Origin of the sequence: Micromonospora sp. NPDC005324 (assembly GCF_040607155.1) — a bacterium.
Classification (GTDB): Bacteria; Actinomycetota; Actinomycetes; order Mycobacteriales; family Micromonosporaceae; genus Micromonospora; species Micromonospora trifolii.
The window spans coordinates 78,300-96,276 of the sequence record NZ_JBEXGE010000003.1; the positions used below are offsets into that span (position 1 = coordinate 78,300).

The 17,977-nt window shown below is 72.4% G+C and carries 19 protein-coding genes; 11 read left to right on the plus strand and 8 right to left on the minus strand.

Annotated features, from left to right (window positions below; translation table 11 throughout):
- Nucleotides 1-9: 9 nt before the first annotated feature.
- The gene (gene ligD, locus ABZS40_RS04180) at nt 10-1,047 is read right to left on the minus strand and encodes a non-homologous end-joining DNA ligase (RefSeq protein ID WP_354941733.1); all 1,038 of its coding nucleotides are present in this window, start codon (nt 1,045-1,047) and stop codon (nt 10-12) included.
- Nucleotides 1,048-1,094: 47 nt separating this feature from the next.
- Here ligD and msrB point away from each other — a divergent pair, with 47 nt between their 5' ends.
- Nucleotides 1,095-1,499, plus strand: a complete 405-nt coding sequence (gene msrB, locus ABZS40_RS04185; RefSeq protein WP_354941735.1) for a peptide-methionine (R)-S-oxide reductase MsrB — start codon at nt 1,095-1,097, stop codon at nt 1,497-1,499.
- A gap of 43 nt (nt 1,500-1,542) precedes the next feature.
- Here the strand turns inward: msrB and ABZS40_RS04190 are convergent, their stop codons facing one another.
- The 3 genes from ABZS40_RS04190 to ABZS40_RS04200 all read right to left on the minus strand — a co-directional run bounded on the left by ABZS40_RS04190 (nt 1,543) and on the right by ABZS40_RS04200 (nt 3,352).
- Entirely contained in the window at nt 1,543-2,166 is a 624-nt protein-coding gene (locus ABZS40_RS04190) for a DUF305 domain-containing protein (RefSeq protein ID WP_354941737.1), read from the minus strand.
- Between the two features lie 62 nt (nt 2,167-2,228).
- Nucleotides 2,229-2,969, minus strand: coding sequence for a lytic polysaccharide monooxygenase (locus ABZS40_RS04195; RefSeq protein WP_354941739.1), 741 nt, complete (start codon nt 2,967-2,969; stop codon nt 2,229-2,231).
- 107 nt (nt 2,970-3,076) lie between these two features.
- Nucleotides 3,077-3,352, minus strand: coding sequence for an isoamylase early set domain-containing protein (locus ABZS40_RS04200; RefSeq protein ID WP_210787453.1), 276 nt, complete (start codon nt 3,350-3,352; stop codon nt 3,077-3,079).
- A 155-nt stretch (nt 3,353-3,507) separates the two neighbouring features.
- On the opposite strand from ABZS40_RS04200, the gene ABZS40_RS04205 reads away from it, so the two are divergent.
- From ABZS40_RS04205 to ABZS40_RS04225, 5 genes are all read left to right on the plus strand, one after another.
- Nucleotides 3,508-3,768 carry a Prokaryotic metallothionein gene (locus ABZS40_RS04205; RefSeq protein WP_124815255.1) on the plus strand — a complete coding sequence of 87 codons (261 nt, stop codon included), beginning with the start codon at nt 3,508-3,510 and terminating at the stop codon, nt 3,766-3,768.
- A gap of 202 nt (nt 3,769-3,970) precedes the next feature.
- A complete protein-coding gene (locus tag ABZS40_RS04210) occupies nt 3,971-4,912 on the plus strand; it encodes a DMT family transporter (protein ID WP_354941741.1) in 942 nt (313 codons plus the stop codon).
- Nucleotides 4,913-4,938: 26 nt separating this feature from the next.
- Nucleotides 4,939-5,394, plus strand: a complete 456-nt coding sequence (locus ABZS40_RS04215; protein WP_091400664.1) for a GNAT family N-acetyltransferase — start codon at nt 4,939-4,941, stop codon at nt 5,392-5,394.
- 208 nt (nt 5,395-5,602) lie between these two features.
- Nucleotides 5,603-6,583: a lytic polysaccharide monooxygenase gene (locus tag ABZS40_RS04220; protein ID WP_354942080.1), complete on the plus strand. Its 981-nt coding sequence runs from the start codon at nt 5,603-5,605 to the stop codon at nt 6,581-6,583.
- A 92-nt stretch (nt 6,584-6,675) separates the two neighbouring features.
- Nucleotides 6,676-7,248, plus strand: coding sequence for a GNAT family N-acetyltransferase (locus ABZS40_RS04225; protein ID WP_354941743.1), 573 nt, complete (start codon nt 6,676-6,678; stop codon nt 7,246-7,248).
- A 154-nt stretch (nt 7,249-7,402) separates the two neighbouring features.
- Here ABZS40_RS04225 and hemQ read toward each other — a convergent pair whose 3' ends face one another.
- From hemQ to hemE, 3 genes are read right to left on the minus strand one after another with little or no spacing between them, the layout of a single operon-like run.
- The gene (hemQ, locus tag ABZS40_RS04230; RefSeq protein WP_196921722.1) at nt 7,403-8,104 is read right to left on the minus strand and encodes a hydrogen peroxide-dependent heme synthase; all 702 of its coding nucleotides are present in this window, start codon (nt 8,102-8,104) and stop codon (nt 7,403-7,405) included.
- Nucleotides 8,101-9,561, minus strand: a complete 1,461-nt coding sequence (gene hemG / locus ABZS40_RS04235) for a protoporphyrinogen oxidase (protein ID WP_354941745.1) — start codon at nt 9,559-9,561, stop codon at nt 8,101-8,103. Before hemG ends, hemQ begins: the two co-directional genes overlap by 4 nt.
- A 6-nt stretch (nt 9,562-9,567) precedes the next feature.
- Entirely contained in the window at nt 9,568-10,659 is a 1,092-nt protein-coding gene (gene hemE / locus ABZS40_RS04240) for a uroporphyrinogen decarboxylase (RefSeq protein WP_354941747.1), read from the minus strand.
- A 137-nt stretch (nt 10,660-10,796) separates the two neighbouring features.
- Here hemE and ABZS40_RS04245 point away from each other — a divergent pair, with 137 nt between their 5' ends.
- The 5 genes from ABZS40_RS04245 to ABZS40_RS04265 all read left to right on the plus strand — a co-directional run bounded on the left by ABZS40_RS04245 (nt 10,797) and on the right by ABZS40_RS04265 (nt 17,386).
- Entirely contained in the window at nt 10,797-11,369 is a 573-nt protein-coding gene (locus ABZS40_RS04245; protein ID WP_091400652.1) for a DUF3000 domain-containing protein, read from the plus strand.
- Nucleotides 11,370-11,464: 95 nt separating this feature from the next.
- Complete coding sequence (locus tag ABZS40_RS04250) at nt 11,465-12,793, plus strand: ribonuclease D (protein WP_354941750.1); 1,329 nt, start codon at nt 11,465-11,467, stop codon at nt 12,791-12,793.
- Between the two features lie 292 nt (nt 12,794-13,085).
- Nucleotides 13,086-14,279: an acetyl-CoA C-acyltransferase gene (locus ABZS40_RS04255; RefSeq protein ID WP_354941752.1), complete on the plus strand. Its 1,194-nt coding sequence runs from the start codon at nt 13,086-13,088 to the stop codon at nt 14,277-14,279.
- A 20-nt stretch (nt 14,280-14,299) separates the two neighbouring features.
- The gene (locus ABZS40_RS04260) at nt 14,300-16,396 is read left to right on the plus strand and encodes a 3-hydroxyacyl-CoA dehydrogenase NAD-binding domain-containing protein (protein ID WP_354941754.1); all 2,097 of its coding nucleotides are present in this window, start codon (nt 14,300-14,302) and stop codon (nt 16,394-16,396) included.
- A 171-nt stretch (nt 16,397-16,567) separates the two neighbouring features.
- Nucleotides 16,568-17,386, plus strand: a complete 819-nt coding sequence (locus ABZS40_RS04265) for a hypothetical protein (RefSeq protein WP_354941756.1) — start codon at nt 16,568-16,570, stop codon at nt 17,384-17,386.
- A gap of 64 nt (nt 17,387-17,450) precedes the next feature.
- On the opposite strand, the gene ABZS40_RS04270 is transcribed toward ABZS40_RS04265, so the two are convergent.
- Complete coding sequence (locus ABZS40_RS04270; protein ID WP_354941758.1) at nt 17,451-17,870, minus strand: VOC family protein; 420 nt, start codon at nt 17,868-17,870, stop codon at nt 17,451-17,453.
- Between the last annotated feature and the right edge of the window lie 107 nt (nt 17,871-17,977).

Here is a 17,977-nt window from a genome sequence, read left to right on the forward strand (position 1 = left end):
AGCAGGAGGTCAGGCGCTGTCGTCGTCCGGGGTTCGCTTGGCGCGGCTGGGCTGCACCCGTTTGGGTTCGCCGGGCATCTTCGGGTGGTCCGGCGGGTACGGCAGGTCGCCCTGGCCGGCGGCGGCGTCCCGCTCGGCCCACTCCAGCAGCGGGGTGATGTCCCACGGTGCGTCGTCGATGCCGGCGTGCGGATCATCTCGCTCGGCGAGCCGGGCCGGCACGGTGCGCAGGTCGAAGTCGTCCGGGTCGACGTCGGGTAGCTCGTCCCAGCTGACCGGGGTCGAGACGGTGGCCCGCGCGTTGGCTCGCAGCGAGTACGCGCAGGCGATCGTGCGGTCGCGCGCCATCTGGTTGAAGTCGACGAAGACCCGGGTGCCGCGCTCCTCCTTCCACCAGGCGGTGGTGACCAGGTCGGGGTTGCGGCGCTCCACCTCCCGGGCCAGCGCGATGGTGGCCCGGCGCACCTCGGTGAACGTCCAGCGGGGTTGGATGCGCAGGTAGACGTGCACGCCCCGGCCGCCGGAGGTCTTCGGCCACCCGGCCACGCCCAGCTCGTCGAGGAGCGTGCGGACCTCACCGGCGGCCCGTGCCGCGTCGGCGAAGTCGGTGCCGGGCTGCGGGTCCAGGTCGATGCGCAGCTCGTCGGGACGGTCGACGTCGGCGGCCCGCACGGGCCACGGGTGGAAGACGATGGTGCCCATCTGCGCCGCCCAGGCCACGTGCGCCAGATCGGCTGGGCAGAGCTCCGCCGCGTTCCGACCGCTCGGGAAGGTGATCTGCGCGGTCGTCACCCAGGGCGGCACCCCCCGGGTGGGCACCCGCTTCTGAAAGAACGCCTCGCCCTCGACGCCCTCGGGGAAGCGTTGCAGGGTGGTCGGCCGGTCCCGCAGGGCACGCATGATCCCGTCGCCGACCGCGAGGTAGTAGTGGAACACGTCCGCCTTGGTGAACCCCCGCTGCGGGAAGATCACCCGATCCGGACTGCTCAGCCGGACGGTGTGCCCGGCTACCTCGACCTCGGCGGCCGCAGCCTTGGTGCCACCCATCCCGCGACCTTATGCCAAGCCCCCGACGTTCGACGTACCGTTGACGGGTGAGTCTTGACGACAATGAGCTGCCCCGTACCGACGAAGAGTGGCGGGTCCGACTGACCCCCGAGGAGTTCCACGTCCTGCGGGAGGCCGGCACCGAACGCCCGTGGACGGGTGAGTACGTGGATACGAAGGCCCAAGGGGTCTACCACTGTCGCGCCTGCGGGCTGGAGCTGTTCTCCAGCGACACGAAGTTCGACTCGCACTGCGGCTGGCCGAGCTTCGACGACGCCATCCCGGGCCGGGTCAAGGAAATCGAGGACCGCGCCCTCGGCATGGCCCGTACGGAGATCCGCTGCGCCCGCTGCGACAGTCACCTCGGGCACGTCTTCCACGGCGAGGGCTTCACCCCGAAGGACACCCGGCACTGCGTCAACTCGGTCTCCATCAAGCTGGAACCCCGCTGACCCGGGCACTCAGGGCGTAACAGCGCTCAGGACGTGACCGTGCTCAGGGCGTACCCCTGAGCAGCTCGACCTCGGCGGTCCGGGACTGCTCGATCCGGCGGGCCAGGTCGCGGACCCGCTCGTTGCGGCCGACGCCGACGTGGGATCGGGCCAGCTCGGCGGCCGATCGCTGGTGGTCGGTGAGCACCTCGCGCAGCACGCGGTCGACGTCCGCGTCCGGCGTGGTTCGCAGCCGGTCGAGCGCGGCGTCGTCGCCGTGCCCGTCGTGGTGGTGTGCGGCCGCGCTGGCGCCCGGCCCGGTCGTGGGCAACCAGCCGCGCATCGCGGCCAGTTCGTCGGCCTCGGTCGCCTCGACGGCGGCGGCCAGGGTGCGCAGCGCGTCGTCGCGCACCCGGTCCCGGGCCAGCCGGACGATCTGCAGGGTGCGTTCGCTGTGCCCGACCATGGTGCTCAGGAACACCACGTCGATCCCGCTCATCGCGTCCGCCTCGATCGCGGACCCGACGCCCGCGGACCCGACGCCCGCGTCCCCGGCCGCCGCCGAGCCGGCCGGGGACGCGGGTGCCGGCTGCGGCAGAGTCGGCGGGCTCGACGTGGGCGCTCCTGCGCAGGCTCCGGTGAGCAGCAGAGCCGCGACGAGGGTCGCCAGCGGGGTACGGCGGGGCATGCCGGTGCTCCGTTCACGCGAGAGCGGCGACACGGGTGCGACCAGGGGCCGCACCCGTGCGGTCAGACCTGGAGCCAGAGCGCCGGGACGTTCGGCGGCTCCCAGCCCGGGATCGCTGTGTGCGCCTGCCGGCAGCGGTACGTCGCTCCGCCGTAGGTGACCTGGTCGCCGACCTGGTACGCCCGGCCCGTCGTCCAACTGCCGCCCGGCGCGGGCGGAGTGGTCGGTGTGGTGGTCGGGGTGGGCCGTGGGGTGGGTGAGCTGGTGGGGGTGGGCGTCGGGTTCGACCCTCCGCCGCCGATCTGCACGTCGATGCAGGAGTAGAAGGCGTTCGCCGTGTCGGAGATGTTCCACACCGCGAGGATCTTCTGCCGGCCGGAGAAGCCGCCGAGATTGACGTTGTGCGACACCGTGGCGCCCGGCTGCTGGCCGTTGCCGTTGACGACGCCGACCCGGGTGTTGCCGATCCAGTACTCCCAGTTGCTGGTGGCGTGCCGGGCGGTGTTCACCCAGGTGAAGGTCAGCGAGCTGCCCACCAAGGTGGCCGGCCAGCCCCGACTGTCGTCGTTGAGGACTGCGAACTGGGCGATTCCGGCATTGCAGCTGCGGAGGCCCTTGGGCCCTTCGACGCTCTGCGGCTCGTACTTGATCTGCCCGCAGTCGGGCACCCGGCCCTGCGCGCAGAGCGCCTGCCGGCTCGGTGGGGCGGAGACGTAGCCGTGCGCCTGCGCGGGGGCGGCGACGGTGAGGGTGGCGGCGACGGCGCCCGCCGCCACCAGCGGGACGGTGATTCTTCGACGCATCGGGCAGCTCCTTCTCCAGGTGCGGTGAGGTGCCCTCAAGGTAATTTAAACATTGTTAACAGTAAAGACTCTCATCGATAAATCCATCGATGGCGACAGTTTTCTTCTCAGAGCCGGAGCAGGCTGCCCCGGTCGTCGACCTGATCGGCCGACTCGTCGTCCAACCAGACGCCGCCGGCGCCGAGGTAACGGAACCGGTACTCCCCCGGCGGCAGCTTCACCGTCACCGTCCTGGTGCCGTCGCGGCGGGCCACCAACTCGTGCCGACCCGGCTGCCAGCCGTTGAAGGAGCCGACGACGCTCACCGGGCCGGGCGGGACATCGCGAGGCAGACAGAAGGTGACCCGGGTCTGGTTGCCGAAGAGCCTGTTGCGCTTGATCACGGTGATCCTCCGGGGGTTGCGGCGGTTCACCCGGCACAACGGGCAACACGCCGACGCCGACACGCCGCAGCCGCGGCCAGGCGTCGACATTCGCCCCCACGTCGGGGCCACCTGAGGGATTCTGTAGGCACTTGTCCATTTAATGGAGGTTTTCGGTGGCAACCTGCGAGGTCTGCGGCAACGACTACTGGATGGCGTTCGAGGTGCACACCGTCAGCGGCGACGTGCACACCTTCGACTCGTTCGAGTGCGCGATCCACCGCATGGCACCGATCTGCGAGCACTGCCAGGTCAAGATCGTCGGGCACGGCGTCGAGGTCAACGGCCGCTTCTTCTGCTGCGCACACTGCGCCCGCGCCGTCGAGGGCGCTGTGGGCGCCGAGATCCGCGACGCCGTCGGCGCCCGCCCGGCCTGACCGCGCCAGCCCGGCCACGGGCCAGCAATCTGCGGTACGGTCGTCGCCATGCGGCCATTCCTGGGCGTCCTGCCCCCGCCGCGCTCCTGAGCGGAGCGCTGCGCCTCTCGCCGACCGGGTGACCTGACCCCGCTCGGCCACCCTGTCGTACGCGCTCCGTCGACGTCGTCCTCGTCAACGGCTCACCCTTCGGAGCGCTCCCGTGTCCACGACCCGTACCGCGCTGCCGGCCGCCCCGGCCGCCAGCCACGCCGCCCGCAGCGGCCTGATCCAGATCACCGTCACCGGCGTGCTGTGGGGCACCACCGGCGTGGCGGTGCAACTCCTGCGCGAGAGCACCGGACTCAGCCCGGTGAGCATCGGCTTCCACCGCCTCGCCATCGCCGCGCTCGTGCTGCTGGCGTGTACCGCCGGCCGGCTCCGCACGCTCGTGGCCACAGTGCGCGCCGCGCCCGTACCGCTGCTGCTCACCGGCGTCGGCCTCGGCCTCTACCAGGCGCTCTACTTCGCCGCCGTGGCCTGGGCCGGGGTCAGCGTGGCCACCATCGTCAGCCTGGGCCTGGCCCCGGTGCTCGCCGCGGCCTGGGAGTCGGCGCAGGCCCGCCGCCTCCCCGGCCCGCTGCGACTCGGCACGCTGGTCGCGGCGGTGGCCGGCCTCGTCCTGATCACCGCCGCCACCGAACACCCCGGCGCGGCGGCGCCCGCCCCGCTGCTCGGCCTGCTCGCGGCGGCCGGCTCCGGCCTCGGGTACGCGGTGACCACCCTGATCAGCCGCCAGGTGTCGCAGCGCACCGCGCCGATGACACTGACCACCCTCTCCACCACGATCGGCGCGCTGACCCTCGCGCCGTTCGCAGTGGTCGCCGGGGTCAGCGTGCCGGTACGCCTCGACACCGTGGCGCTGCTGCTGCACCTCGGCGTGGTCACCACCGCGGTCGCGTACGCGTTGTTCTACGCCGGGCTGCGCACCACCCCGGGCAGCGTCGCGGCCGTGCTGACCCTGCTCGAACCGCTCACCGCCGCGGCCCTGGCGGTGGCGCTGCTGCACGAACCACTCCCCCTGCCGGTGATCGTCGGCGGCGGCCTGCTGCTCACCGCCGTGGCCGCCACCTACCTCGCACCCGACCGGGCGGAAACCCGGTGAAAACTCGCCCGACCTACCATCGGTGGATGCCCCAGCAGACCACCGAACTCCGGACGGCCTCCTTCGCGGACCTGAACGCCCGCACCCTCCACGACCTGCTCAAGCTGCGCATCGACGTGTTCGTGGTGGAGCAGAACTGCCCGTACCCGGAGCTGGACGGGCGCGACGTCGAGCCGGGCACCCGGCACGTCTGGCTCACCGACGGCGGCGCGCCCCTGGCGTACCTGCGGATCCTGGCCGACCCGGACGGCGTCGCCCGGATCGGTCGGGTGGTGGTGGCCCCGGCGGCGCGCGGCGGCGGACACGCCGGCCGGCTGATGACGGCGGCGCTGGAGGTGGTGGGCAACCGGCCCTGCGTGCTGGACGCCCAGTCGCACCTGGTCGCGTTCTACACCCGGCACGGCTTCGCCGTCAGCGGCCCCGAATATGTCGAGGACGGCATTCCGCACACGCCGATGCGGCGCGATGCCATTGACGGCTGACGATCGAGCTGGCATGGTGCCGGGTAGAGCCATCGCGGGAGCCAGCGATCAGGCACGGGAGTGGGCAACTCCCGGCGATCCGGGTGTCGACGTCCGACCTCATCCCCCCGGGGGCTCCATGTTCACTCCCACCCGATCACGACGCGTGCTCTGGTTGTTCGCCATCGCGGCGACCGTCACGCTCCTGTTGACGACCGCACTGACCACCATGCTGCCCAGGCCCGCTTCGGCGCATGGTTCGGTCGTCGACCCGGCCTCGCGTAACTACAGCTGCTGGCAACGCTGGGGCGGCGACTTCCAGAACCCTCGGATGGCCACCGAAGACCCGATGTGCTGGCAGGCCTGGCAGGCCGACCCGGCCGCCATGTGGAACTGGAACGGCCTGTTCCGCGAGGGAGTCGGGGGCAACCACCAGGCCGCCGTCCCCGACGGCCAGCTGTGCAGCGGCGGACGCACCCAGAGCCCCCGCTACAACGCGCTGGACACCGTCGGCGCCTGGAAGACCACAGCGGTGTCGAACAACTTCCGGCTCCGCTTCTTCGACCAGGCCAGCCACGGCGCCGACTACATCCGGGTGTACGTGACCAAGCAGGGCTTCAACTCCGCCACCCAACCGCTCGGCTGGGGCAACCTGGAGTTGGCCGGCCAGATCGGTAACACCCCGGCCTCCCGGTGGGACCCGGACACCGGTGGTGTCTCGATCCAGATCCCGGTCAGCGCGCCGGGACGCACCGGACGGCACATCGTCTACACCGTCTGGCAGGCCAGCCACCTGGACCAGTCGTACTACCTGTGCAGCGACGTCGACTTCGGCGGCGGATCGACCACCCCGCCGCCCACCACGCCCCCGCCGACCACGCCCCCGCCGACCACCCCGCCGCCGGCCGGTGCCTGCACGGCGACGTACCAGGTGACCGGTCAGTGGTCCGGTGGCTTCCAGGCCGAGGTGAAGGTGACCGCCGGCGGTTCACCGACCCGGGGCTGGTCGGTGAGCTGGAACTACGGCAACGGCCAGCAGGTCACCTCGTCGTGGAACGCGACGGTCGGCGCCAACGGCACGCTGGTCACCGCACGTAACGCGAACCACAACGGCACCCTTGCCGCCGGAGCGAGCACCACGTTCGGTTTCCTCGGCTCGTGGAACGGCAGCAACCCGGTTCCGCTGGTCTCCTGTACGACGACCAGCTGATCCCCGTCCGGCGCCGCACCCGGGCGGGGGTGCGGCGCCGGCCGGCGGGAAATGCGGTGGTGCCCGGCGCTCCGTCCGGGCACCATCCCCGCATGATCGAGATCAAGGTGCTCACCCCCGATGACTGGCCCACCTGGCGCGAGCTGCGGTTGGCCGCCCTCGCCGAGGCACCGGGAGCGTTCGGCTCCCGGCTCGCCGACTGGCAGGGCGACGGCGACCGCGAGCAGCGCTGGCGCGACCGGCTGAGCATCCTCGACTCACTCAACCTGGTGGCCGTCCTCGGCGGGCGTCCGGTCGGGATGGCGAGCGGCGTACCCACGCCGGACCCGCTGACGCTGGACCTGATCTCGATGTGGGTACACCCCGACGCCCGCGGCAGGGGTGTCGGGGACCGCCTGGTGAACGAGGTGGCGCGCTGGGCCTGGGAGCGCGGCGGCGAGCAGCTACGGCTCGCCGTCATGCCGGACAACGCGCGGGCGAAGTCCCTCTACCACCGTGCCGGCTTCCGCTTGACCGACGAGTCAGGTGACTTCCTGCCCGACGGCGTACGCCGAGAACAGATCATGCTCCGCCCCCTCCACCCCCGTGCCGCCTCGTCGATCAAGGAGTTGTGGTGGTCGACGAAGCACCCACGGAAGGGCGAACCAGGCACCACAATTCCATGATCGACGAGGTCGGGCAGCCGGTGCGGCGATCTTGCACTTTCGGTTGCCGGATAGCGGCTTATGCCCCTTTCGCCGGGGCAGAAAGTGCAAGATCGCGGGGGCGGGGCGGGGCGGGGGCGGGGGCGGGGCGGGGCGGGCGGGGGCGGTTGACCTGTCAGACCAGGCAGTTGACGATCTCGGCTACCGAACGGCGGCGGCCGGTGTAGAACGGGACCTCTTCGCGGACGTGCCGGCGGGCGCCGGAGGCGCGCAGGTCCCGCATCAGGTCGACGATCCGGTGCAGTTCGTCGGCCTCGAAGGCGAGCATCCACTCGTAGTCACCGAGCGCGAACGAGGCGACAGTGTTGGCGCGCACGTCCGGGTAGCCGCGGGCCATTTTGCCGTGCTCGGCCAGCATCTCGCGCCGCTCGGCGTCGGGCAGCAGGTACCACTCGTAGGAGCGGACGAACGGGTACACGCAGATGTAGGGGCGGGCCTCCTCGCCGGCAAGGAACGCCGGGATGTGGCTCTTGTTGAACTCCGCCGGCCGGTGGAGCGCCATCTGCGACCACACCGGGGTCAGCGCCCGACCCAGCGTGGTGCGGCGGAACCGCAGGTACGCGTCCTGGAGCGCGTCGGGGGACGCGGAGTGCCACCAGATCATCACGTCCGCGTCGGCGCGCAGCCCGGAGACGTCGTACACGCCCCGGACCACCACGTCCTTGCCGGCCAGCTCGTCGAAGAGCGACACCACCTCACCGGTGACGTTGTCCCGCAGCGAGGGCAGCGGGGAGCTGGCCCGGAACACCGACCACATGGTGTAGCGGATGCTGTCGTTCAGCTCCCGCAACCGGGCCGCGTTGGTCTGCTCGGTCATCTCGCCGATCCTCCCAGTGCTGTGATGATCTCTTCGGCCGCCGTCTCGCCGGAGCGGACGCAGACCGGGATGCCGACACCGTCGTAGCCGGCGCCCGCGAGGGCCAGTGTGGGATGCGCGCCACGCAGCGCCGTCCGCGCGGCGGCGAGCCGGTCGGCGTGGCCCGGCGCGTACTGCGGCAGCGCACCGCCCCACCGCTGCACGTGCCCGTCGACGGGGGCGGGCAGCGGGGTGCCGAGCACCGCCGACAGTTCCCGGTGCACGGTGGCCGCCAGGTCCGCGTCGGGGCGCTGAAGGTGCGCCTCCTCGCCGTACCGGCCCACCGAGGCGCGCACCACTGCCAACCCGTCCGGCCGGCGCAGGTGCCCCCACTTGGTGGTGGAGAAGGTCGCTGCCTTGATCAGTAGGCCCTCGGTGCTCGGCACGAGGAAGCCGGACAGCTCGGGCAGTCGCGGCTGCGGCAACGCCATGGTGACCAGGGCGACGCTCGCGTAGTCCAGCGCGCCGACGCCCGCCGCCACCGCCGGCGCGGGGCCGGCGAGCAGCCGTGCCGCCGGTCGCGCCGGCACCGCCAGCACCACGGCGTCCACGTCCACCATCGACGACTCCAGCTCGGCGCGTCTGCCGCCGCGCCGCGACCTGGAGCCGTCGTCCGGGCAGCGGGTCGGGCCGACGGTGAGCCGCCAGCCGGTTTCGGTCGGTGTCAGCTCGCGCACTGCGGCGTCCCGCCGTACCGTCGCGCCGCTGGCCGCCACCGCCGCCTCGACCAGTGTGCTCAGGCCACCGGCGAGGGTGCCGAAGACCGGGGCGCCGGGCGCACGCGGCGCGGCGGCCTGCGCGGCCCGGACCGCGCCGACCAGGGTGTGCTCCACCCGGGCCGCGCGGGCCAGCGCCGGCATCGTCGTGACCAGGGAGAGATCGTCGGCGCGGCCCGCGTACACGCCGCCCAGCATCGGGTCGACCAGCCGCTCGACCACCTCGTCGCCGAAGCGGGACCGGACCAGCGCGCCCACCGAGACGTCCGCGTCCGGCCCGACCAGCGGCCGACCGCCGTCGGTGTCGGCGTCCGCGGCCGGGCGGGCGACGGTGGCCACCCGCTCCAGATCCCCGGGTACGCCCACCAGGGTGCCGCCCGGGATGGGGCGCAGCCCCCCGTTGATGACCAGCGCGGCCTGCCCGACGGTGGGGTGCACGATCTTCTCGGCCAGCCCGAGCCGGCGGGCGAGGGCCACCGCCGCGCTCTCGGCGCCGGTCGGGTCGCGCATCAGGAACGACTCCGCGCCGAACTCCACCGGCTGACCGGCCAGTTCCCCGGTGCGCAGCTTTCCGCCCAGCGCGCCGGACTGCTCGTACACGGTGATCTCGGTGCCGGCCGGTGCGCGGTCGCGCAGGCGGACCGCGGCGGCCAGCCCGGCGATCCCGCCGCCGACCACCGCCACCCGCCAGGGCTGCCGCATTCCCGGTCAGCCCTGGTCGGCCCGGCGGCTGGACAGCTCGTGCACCAGCGCGACCACCCGGGTCAGCACCTCCGGGTCAGTCTCCGGCAGCACCCCGTGGCCGAGGTTGAACACGTGCCCGGGGGCGGCCCGGCCCTGCTCCAGGATGCGGCGTACCTCGGCCTCCACGACCGGCCACGGCGCGAGCAGCACGGACGGGTCCAGGTTGCCCTGCACCGCCTTGTCCGCGCCGATCCGGCCGGTGGCCACGTCCAGGGGCGTACGCCAGTCGACGCCGACCACGTCGGCCCCGGCCTCGCCCATCGCGCCGAGCAGCTCGGCGGTGCCCACCCCGAAGTGGATCCGGGGCACCCCGGCCAGCCCGCTCAGCACGGCGGTCGAGTGCGGCAACACGAAACGGCGGTAGTCGGCCTCGGAGAGCGCGCCGGCCCACGAGTCGAACAGCTGCACGGCGGAGACGCCGGCCTCGATCTGCACCCGCAGGAAGGCCAGCGTCACCTCGGCCAGCCGGGCGCAGAGCGCGTGCCACAGCTCCTCATCGCCGTACATCAGGGCCTTGGTCTTCGCGTGGGTGCGCGACGGACCGCCCTCGACCAGGTAGCTGGCCAGCGTGAACGGCGCACCGGCGAAGCCGATCAGCGGGGTGTCGCCCAGCTCGACCACCAACTGCCGGACGGCCTCGTCCACGTACGAGACGTCGTCGCGGGTGATCCGGCGGATCCGTTCCACGTCGGCGGCGGTGCGGATCGGCTCGGCGACCACCGGGCCGGTGCCCGGCACGATGTCCAGGTCGATCCCGGCCGCGGCGACGGGCACCACGATGTCGCTGAACAGGATCGCCGCGTCCACGCCGTGGCGGCGCACCGGCTGGAGGGTGATCTCGGTGACCAGCTCCGGGCGCCGGCAGGACTCCAGCATCGGCACGCTCGCCCGGATCTCCCGGTACTCCGGCAGGGAGCGGCCGGCCTGGCGCATGAACCAGACCGGGGTGTGCGGGACGGGCCGACGTCGGCAGGCCCGGATGAAGGGCGAGTCGGCCGGTCCGCCGGGGCGGGAATCTCCGTCTCGGGCGACAGTGCCCGTGGTGTCCGTGGTCATCGCCGCAATCGTGCCACGCCCCCCACCGGAAACCGGGTGGGGGTGAGAGGAAGGGCACCGTTCCTTACGTCCGGCGCCCTTCACGAGCGTCGGCGCGCCGTCGAAGCGGGCGACGGGCGTCGGCATAGGCTGCCGACATGGCCCCCCCGATCGCGCTCCCGGAGACGTTCGCCCGAGCGGTCGCCGGGCTGCGGTCGGCCGCCCCCCGGCCGGAGATCACCCTGGAGGAGGTCGGCGCTCCCCAGCGGCTGGCCCCGTACGCGTTCGCGCTCGCCGCCACCGTGCTGCGCGACGACGACGAGGTGGCGACCGGCCGACTGATCCTGCTGCACAACCCGGTCGGGCACGAGGCGTGGCAGGGCACCCTGCGGCTGGTCACCTACGTGACCGCCGAGTTGGAGGTCGATCTGGCCGCCGACCCGCTGCTGCCCGGGGTCGGCTGGACGTGGCTGACCGACGCGTTGGACGCCCAGGACGCCGGCCACCGGGCGATCGGCGGAACGGTGACGCAGACCATGTCGACCCGGTTCGGCGATCTCGCCGGGCCGCCGACCATCGGTGACATCGAGATCCGCGCGTCCTGGACGCCGATCGACGACGACCTGACCCCACACCTGCTCGGCTGGTGCGCGTTGCTCGCCTCCACCGCCGGCCTCCCCCCACCCGGCGTCACCGCCCTCTCCGACCGCCGCCCGGCCGGCGCAGCCTGACGTTCGGCCCCCGGGAGGACACTTTGCGGACACCTGATCGACACACGCCGGACCGGCTGCACCCGCCGGATCTCCGCGCGCACTAGGGTTGTCAGGTGACCGACGAACCACCCCTGCGCCGTCGGCCCACCGAAGAACTTCCGGGAAACGCACTCCAGCACCCGCCGTCGGCCCAGCCGCAGCCGGCGGGCGCGGGGGCCGACCCGGCCGACGGTGGGCCAGTTCCGCTGACCGCCCCGCGTGACGGCACCCCCGATCCGGTGGCCGCCCCGGCCGAGCTTGCCGAGGTCGTGGCCCGCTTCGCGGCGGGCACCGGCCCGGTCGCCCTGGACGCCGAGCGAGCTTCCGGCTACCGCTACAGCCAACGCGCGTACCTGGTGCAACTGCGCCGGGCCGGTGCGGGCACGGCCCTGATCGACCCGCTGCCCCTGCCCGACCTCAGCGCGCTGGACGCCGTGATCGGCGAGGCCGAGTGGGTTCTCCACGCGGCCAGCCAGGATCTGCCCTGCCTGGCCGAGGTGGGGCTGCGCCCGCGCCGACTGTTCGACACCGAGCTGGCGGCTCGGCTGGCCGGCTTCGAACGCGTCGGGCTGGCCGCGCTCACCGAGCAGCTGCTCGGGTTCACCCTGGAGAAGCACCACTCCGCGGCCGACTGGTCGAGCCGACCGCTGCCCGAGTCGTGGTTGACGTACGCCGCCCTCGACGTGGAGCTGCTCACCGACCTGCGCGACGCGCTGGACGCCGAGTTGACCCGGCAGGGCAAGTCGGCCTGGGCCGCGGAGGAGTTCGCGGCCCTGGTCCGCACCGGGGCGCGTCCACCGCGGGTCCGGGCGGAGCCGTGGCGGCGTACCTCGGGCATCCACCGGCTGCGGGGGGCGCGGGCCCAGGCCCGGGTCCGCTCGATGTGGTACGCCCGGGACCAGATCGCCTCCCGGCGGGACGCCGCTCCCGGTCGGGTGTTGCCCGACTCGGCGATCATCGCCGCGGCCGAGCTGGACCCGAAGGACGAGAAGACCCTGCTGACCCTGCCCGGCTTCGGTGGTCGGTCGGTCCGTCGGCTGGCCCGCACCTGGCTCGCCGCGCTCGACGACGCCCGGCAGCTGCCGGAGGATTCCCTGCCGGTCTCGCCGGCCGTGGAGGGTCCGCCCCCGCCACACCGGTGGGCCGAACGGGACCCGGTGGCGGCCGGTCGGCTGGCCCGCTGCCGAGAGGTCGTGATCCGCATCGCTGGCGAGCACAACCTTCCGCCGGAAAACCTGATCACTCCGGATTCGGTCCGTCGGCTGGCCTGGACCCCGCCGGAGGAGATCACCGAAGGGTCGGTAGCCGAGACCCTGCGCGGCCTCAACGCCCGCGAGTGGCAGATCGGCCTCCTCACCCCCGACCTGACCGAAGCCCTGTCCCCCACTCCCGCCCTCCCCTAACCTCCCACCGCACTCCCCGCACTCCCCGCGCCCCCTGCGGTTGATCATGAAGTTGTTGCCCTCCGCACCGGCGTGTCGGGGCAACAACTTCATGATCGACCGGGAGCGGCGGGCCCGGGGGCAGCGCCCCGGGGGCGGCCCGGGTGTGGGGTGGGCCACAGCAGGGGGTGGGTACGGGGTTGGTTACTGGCGAGTAGCATCCGAGGGAAACGTGCCCGTGTCGGCGACCCTTGTTCCGGTCCGGCGTGCCGCCCGGCGCGAAGGCCGAATCACTGTCGAATAGGAGGCCCAAGTGCCCCGTGAAGTTCGCGACGTCGTCTTCGTCGACGGCGTCCGTACCCCGTTCGGCAAGGCGGGTGGCATGTACGCCAACACCCGCGCCGACGACCTGGTGATCCGCTGCATCCGGGAACTGCTGCGTCGCAACCCGCAGCTGCCCCCGGAGCGGGTCGAGGAGGTCGCCATCGCGGCCACCACCCAGATCGGCGACCAGGGCCTCACCATCGGCCGCACCGCCGCCCTGCTGGCCGGGCTGCCCAAGACCGTTCCCGGCTTCGCCATCGACCGGATGTGCGCCGGTGCGATGACCGCTGTCACCACAGTGGCCAGTGGCATCGCCATGGGCGCGTACGACATCGCCATCGCCGGTGGCGTCGAGCACATGGGCCGCCACCCGATGGGTGAGGGCGTCGACCCCAACCCGCGCATCATCGCGGAGAAGCTGGTCGACCCGTCCGCGCTGGTGATGGGCTCCACCGCGGAGAACCTGCACGACCTGGTCCCGCACATCACCAAGGCACGCACCGACGCGTTCGCGCTCGCCTCGCAGCAGAAGACCGCCAAGGCGTACGCCAACGGCAAGCTCCAGGACGACCTGGTGCCAGTGGCCATCCGCGACGCGGAGGGCGGCTGGGGCCTGGCAGGAGTGGACGAGGCCCCGCGGGACACCACGCTTGCGAAGTTGGCCACCCTGAAGACCCCGTTCCGCCCGCACGGCAAGGTCACCGCGGGCAACGCGGCCGGCCTGAACGACGGCGCCACCGCGAGTCTGCTGGCCGACGAGGCCACCGCCCGCGAGCTGGGCCTGCCGGTCGCCATGCGGCTGGTGTCGTTCGGCTTCGTCGGAGTCGAGCCGGAGGTGATGGGCGTCGGTCCGATCCCGTCGACGGAGAAGGCGCTGCGCCTCGCCGGGCTCAGCATCGGCGACATCGGCCTGTTCGAGCTGAACGAGGCGTTCGCCGTGCAGGTGCTGGCCTTCCTCGACCACTTCGGCATCGCCGACGACGACGCGCGGGTCAACCAGTGGGGCGGCGCGATCGCCATCGGCCACCCGCTGGCCTCCTCCGGCGTGCGGCTGATGACGCAGCTGGCCCGCCAGTTCGCCGAGCACCCCGAGGTCCGTTACGGCCTCACGGCGATGTGCATCGGCATCGGCATGGGCGGCACTGTCATCTGGGAGAACCCGCACTGGGAGGGCGACAAGTGAGCGCAAGGAGTGAGCCGGGCTTGCGAGCCCCGCAGTCGCGAACCGAAGGTGGCACTGTGAAGGCACCGAACGAGGTCGTCACCCGGGCGCTGCTGCGCCAGGTGAACGTGCCGGGGCTGGACCGGCCCGCCGCTCTGATCACGCTGGACAACGGCTTCGACCACACCAAGCCGAACACCTTCGGCCCGGGTGGTCTGGCCAGCCTGGACGAGGCGATCACGGCCGCGCTCGCCGCCGACCCGGCGTTCATCGCCGTCACCGGCAAGCCGTACATCTTCTGTGTGGGCGCGGACATCGTGGGTCTGCCGCAGCTCGCCGACCGCGCGCAGGCGCTGGAGATCGGCCGGCTCGGCCACCGGGTCTTCGCCCGGTTGAAGGACAGCACCGTCCCCACGTTCGCGTTCGTCAACGGCGCGGCGATGGGCGGTGGCCTGGAGCTGGCCCTGCACTGCCACTACCGGACGCTGTCCGGCGGCGCGGCGGCCCTCGCGCTGCCCGAGGTCTCCCTCGGTCTGGTGCCCGGCTGGGGCGGCACCCAGCTGCTGCCGAACCTGATCGGCATCCCCGCCGCGACCCAGGTGATCATTCAGAACCCGCTGATGCAGAACAAGATGCTCAAGCCGAAGCAGGCAGCCGAGCTGGGCATCGCGGACATCCTGTTGGAGCCGGCGGACTTCCTGGAGCGGTCCCTGGAGTGGGCTGCCGGGGTGGTCCGGGGTCAGGTCACGGTGACCCGGCCCGCTGTCGACAAGGACATGTGGGCGGGCGTGCTCTACTTCGCCCGGGAGACGCTGAACCAGCGGCTGCACGGCGCGGTCCCGGCCGCGTACAAGGCGCTCGACCTGCTGGAGACGGCGAAGGACGGCGACTTCGCCGCCGGCACCGCCGCCGAGGACGAGGCCCTCGCGGACCTGGTCTTCTCCGAGGAGTTGCGCAGCGGCCTGTACGCGTTCGACCTGGTGCAGCGGCGGGCCAAGCGCCCGGCCGGCGCACCGGACAAGGGCCTGGCCCGCACCATCACCAAGGTCGGCATCGTCGGCGCGGGTCTGATGGCCAGCCAGCTGGCGCTGCTGTTCGCCCGCCGCCTCCAGGTGCCGGTGGTGCTGACCGACCTCGACCAGTCCCGGGTGGACAAGGGCGTCGGCTACGTGCACACCCAGATCGAGAAGGCCGTCACCAAGGGCCGGATGGACAAGGGCACCGCCGCCAAGCTGTACGGCCTGGTCAGCGGCACTGTCGACAAGAGCGCCTTCGCCGACGCGGACTTCGTCATCGAGGCGGTCTTCGAGGACCTGGGCGTCAAGAAGCAGGTCTGGGCCGAGTTGGAGAAAATCGTTTCTCCGGAGGCGGTGCTCGCCACCAACACCAGCTCGCTGTCGATCACCGAGATGGCCGTCGAGTTGGAGCACCCGGAGCGGGTGGTCGGCTTCCACTTCTTCAACCCGGTGGCGGTGCTGCCGCTGCTGGAGATCGTCCGGGGCGAGCGCACCGACGACGTCACCCTGGCGACCGCGTTCGCCGTGGGCAAGCAGCTCAAGAAGTCGAGCGTGCTGGTCAAGGACGCTCCGGCGTTCGTGGTGAACCGGCTGCTCACCCGCTTCCTGGGTACCGTCTTCGCCGCTGTCGACGCCGGCACCCCGCTGGACGTGGCGAACAGCGCACTGGACCCGCTGGGCCTGCCGATGCGTCCGCTCGCCCTGCTCCAGTTGGTCGGGCCGGCCGTCGCGTACCACGTGGGCGGCACCCTGCACGCCGCGTACCCGGACCGGTTCGGGGTCAGCGAGAACCTCAGGCGGATCGCCGACTCCGGTCGGCCGATCGTGGTCGACGACCAGGTCAACGAGGAGGTCGCCAAGCTGCTCGTGGTGGGTGACCAGCCGTTGACCGCCGAGCAGGTACGCCAGAACGCCCTCGACGCGCTCGCGCAGGAGATCCGGCTGATGCTGGACGAGGGTGTTGTCGCCGAGGCGCAGGACATCGACCTGTGCATGATCCTGGGCGCCGGCTGGCCGTTCCACCTGGGCGGAGTCACGCCGTACCTGGACCGGACCGGCACCTCCGAGCGGGTCACCGGCCGGCGGTTCCTGCCGCCCGGCGCGGCGAGCCTGCCGGCCTGAGGACATCGCAGCACCACCGTCGCGGTGGTCGGACCGTCAGTGGTGGACGGGCCGGCCACCGCGACCGTTTGTGATCAGGCGATCGCCGGTTGCCGATGTTCGCAGGGACAACGGTGTGCGCCACGCCGGGTTAGGATCACGCGTTCTGCACCCCCATCTTGGAGCTGACTGATGTCCCAGCCGCCGGCCAATCCCTACGGCTCGCCGCATGATTCCCCCGACCCGTCGCAGCAGCCGGGCCAGCAGCCTGGCGGCTGGCCGCCGCCGCAGCAGCAGGGACAGCCGCAGCAGCCCGGTGGCTTCCCGCCCGCGCAGCCGGGCTTCCCGCCCGCACAGCCTGGTTACCCGTCCGCGCAGCCGGGTCAGCCGTACGGTGACCCGAACTTCGCCGGCGGTCCGCCCCCGGCGAAGAAGTCGAAGGTCGGCAAGATCGTGCTGATCGTGCTGGCAGTGGTGCTGGTGCTCTGCGTCGGCGGTGCAGCGATCACCTGGTTCGTCGTCAAGGACGACGTGGGCGCCGTCGTGGACGCCAGCAAGACCCGGGTGGTCGCGCCGGCAACCCTCGCCGGCCGGCCGAAGCTCACCACTCCGGAGCTCCAGACGGCCGCCGACCAGGCGGTCAGCGGGATGAAGACGGCGGCGGGGAACGAGACGAGCACCGTCGCCGCCTTCTACGGCGACCCGGCCAAGCAGGACCTCGTCATGATCACGGGCGTGTCGTCGCTGCTGTCGGACCCGAAGAAGGATCTCGACTCCTACGTGGACGGTCTGTCCAAGCAGCTGACTGTGGACACGATGACGGCCGTCGACGCCGGCCCGCTCGGCGGCGAGGCGCGCTGCGGCGACGGCAAGACCGAGACCGTGCCGCTGGGCATCTGCGTCTGGGCCGACCGGGGCAGCCTGGGCATGGTGGTGATGTACTTCAAGTCCGCCGACCAGGCGAAGGCCGAGTTCACCACGATCCGGGGCCAGGTCGAGCAGCAGTCCTGATCCGTACCAGACCGGGGCCCCGGCCACCCTCGGGTGGCCGGGGCCCCGTGCCGTACGTCGACGGTCAGGCCGGTTCGGCAGCCGCCGCCGCGGCCCGCGCCGCTGCCGCAGCCGCCCGCTCGGCGGCGTTGCCGAGAACGCAGAACTCGTTGCCCTCCGGGTCGGCGAGCACCACCCACCCACCGCCGGTCGGGCCGACGTGGTCGGCGACGAGCGTCGCGCCGATGCCGAGCAGTCGCTCGACCTCCTCGGCCCGGGTCCGGTCAGCGGGCTGCAGGTCCAGGTGCAGCCGGTTCTTCACCGTCTTGCCCTCGGGCACCGCGAGGAACAGCACCTCCGGGCCACCCGGCGGCAGGAGCATCGCCTCCGGGTCGCCAGGAAAGTCGTCGGGCTGCCGGGGGCAGTCGAAGACCTGTGCCCAGAAGCCGGCGAGTGCGTACGTGTCGTGACAGTCGATGCTGATGTTGTGGATCGTCGAACTCACAGTGGTCCTCCACGGTGGTGACGTGGCGCGGTCCCGCGTACGCGGCGCACCACGCAGGAACTGGTTCCCCTTCGAGTGGGCGATCAGCGCCCGACCCGTGCGGGGGC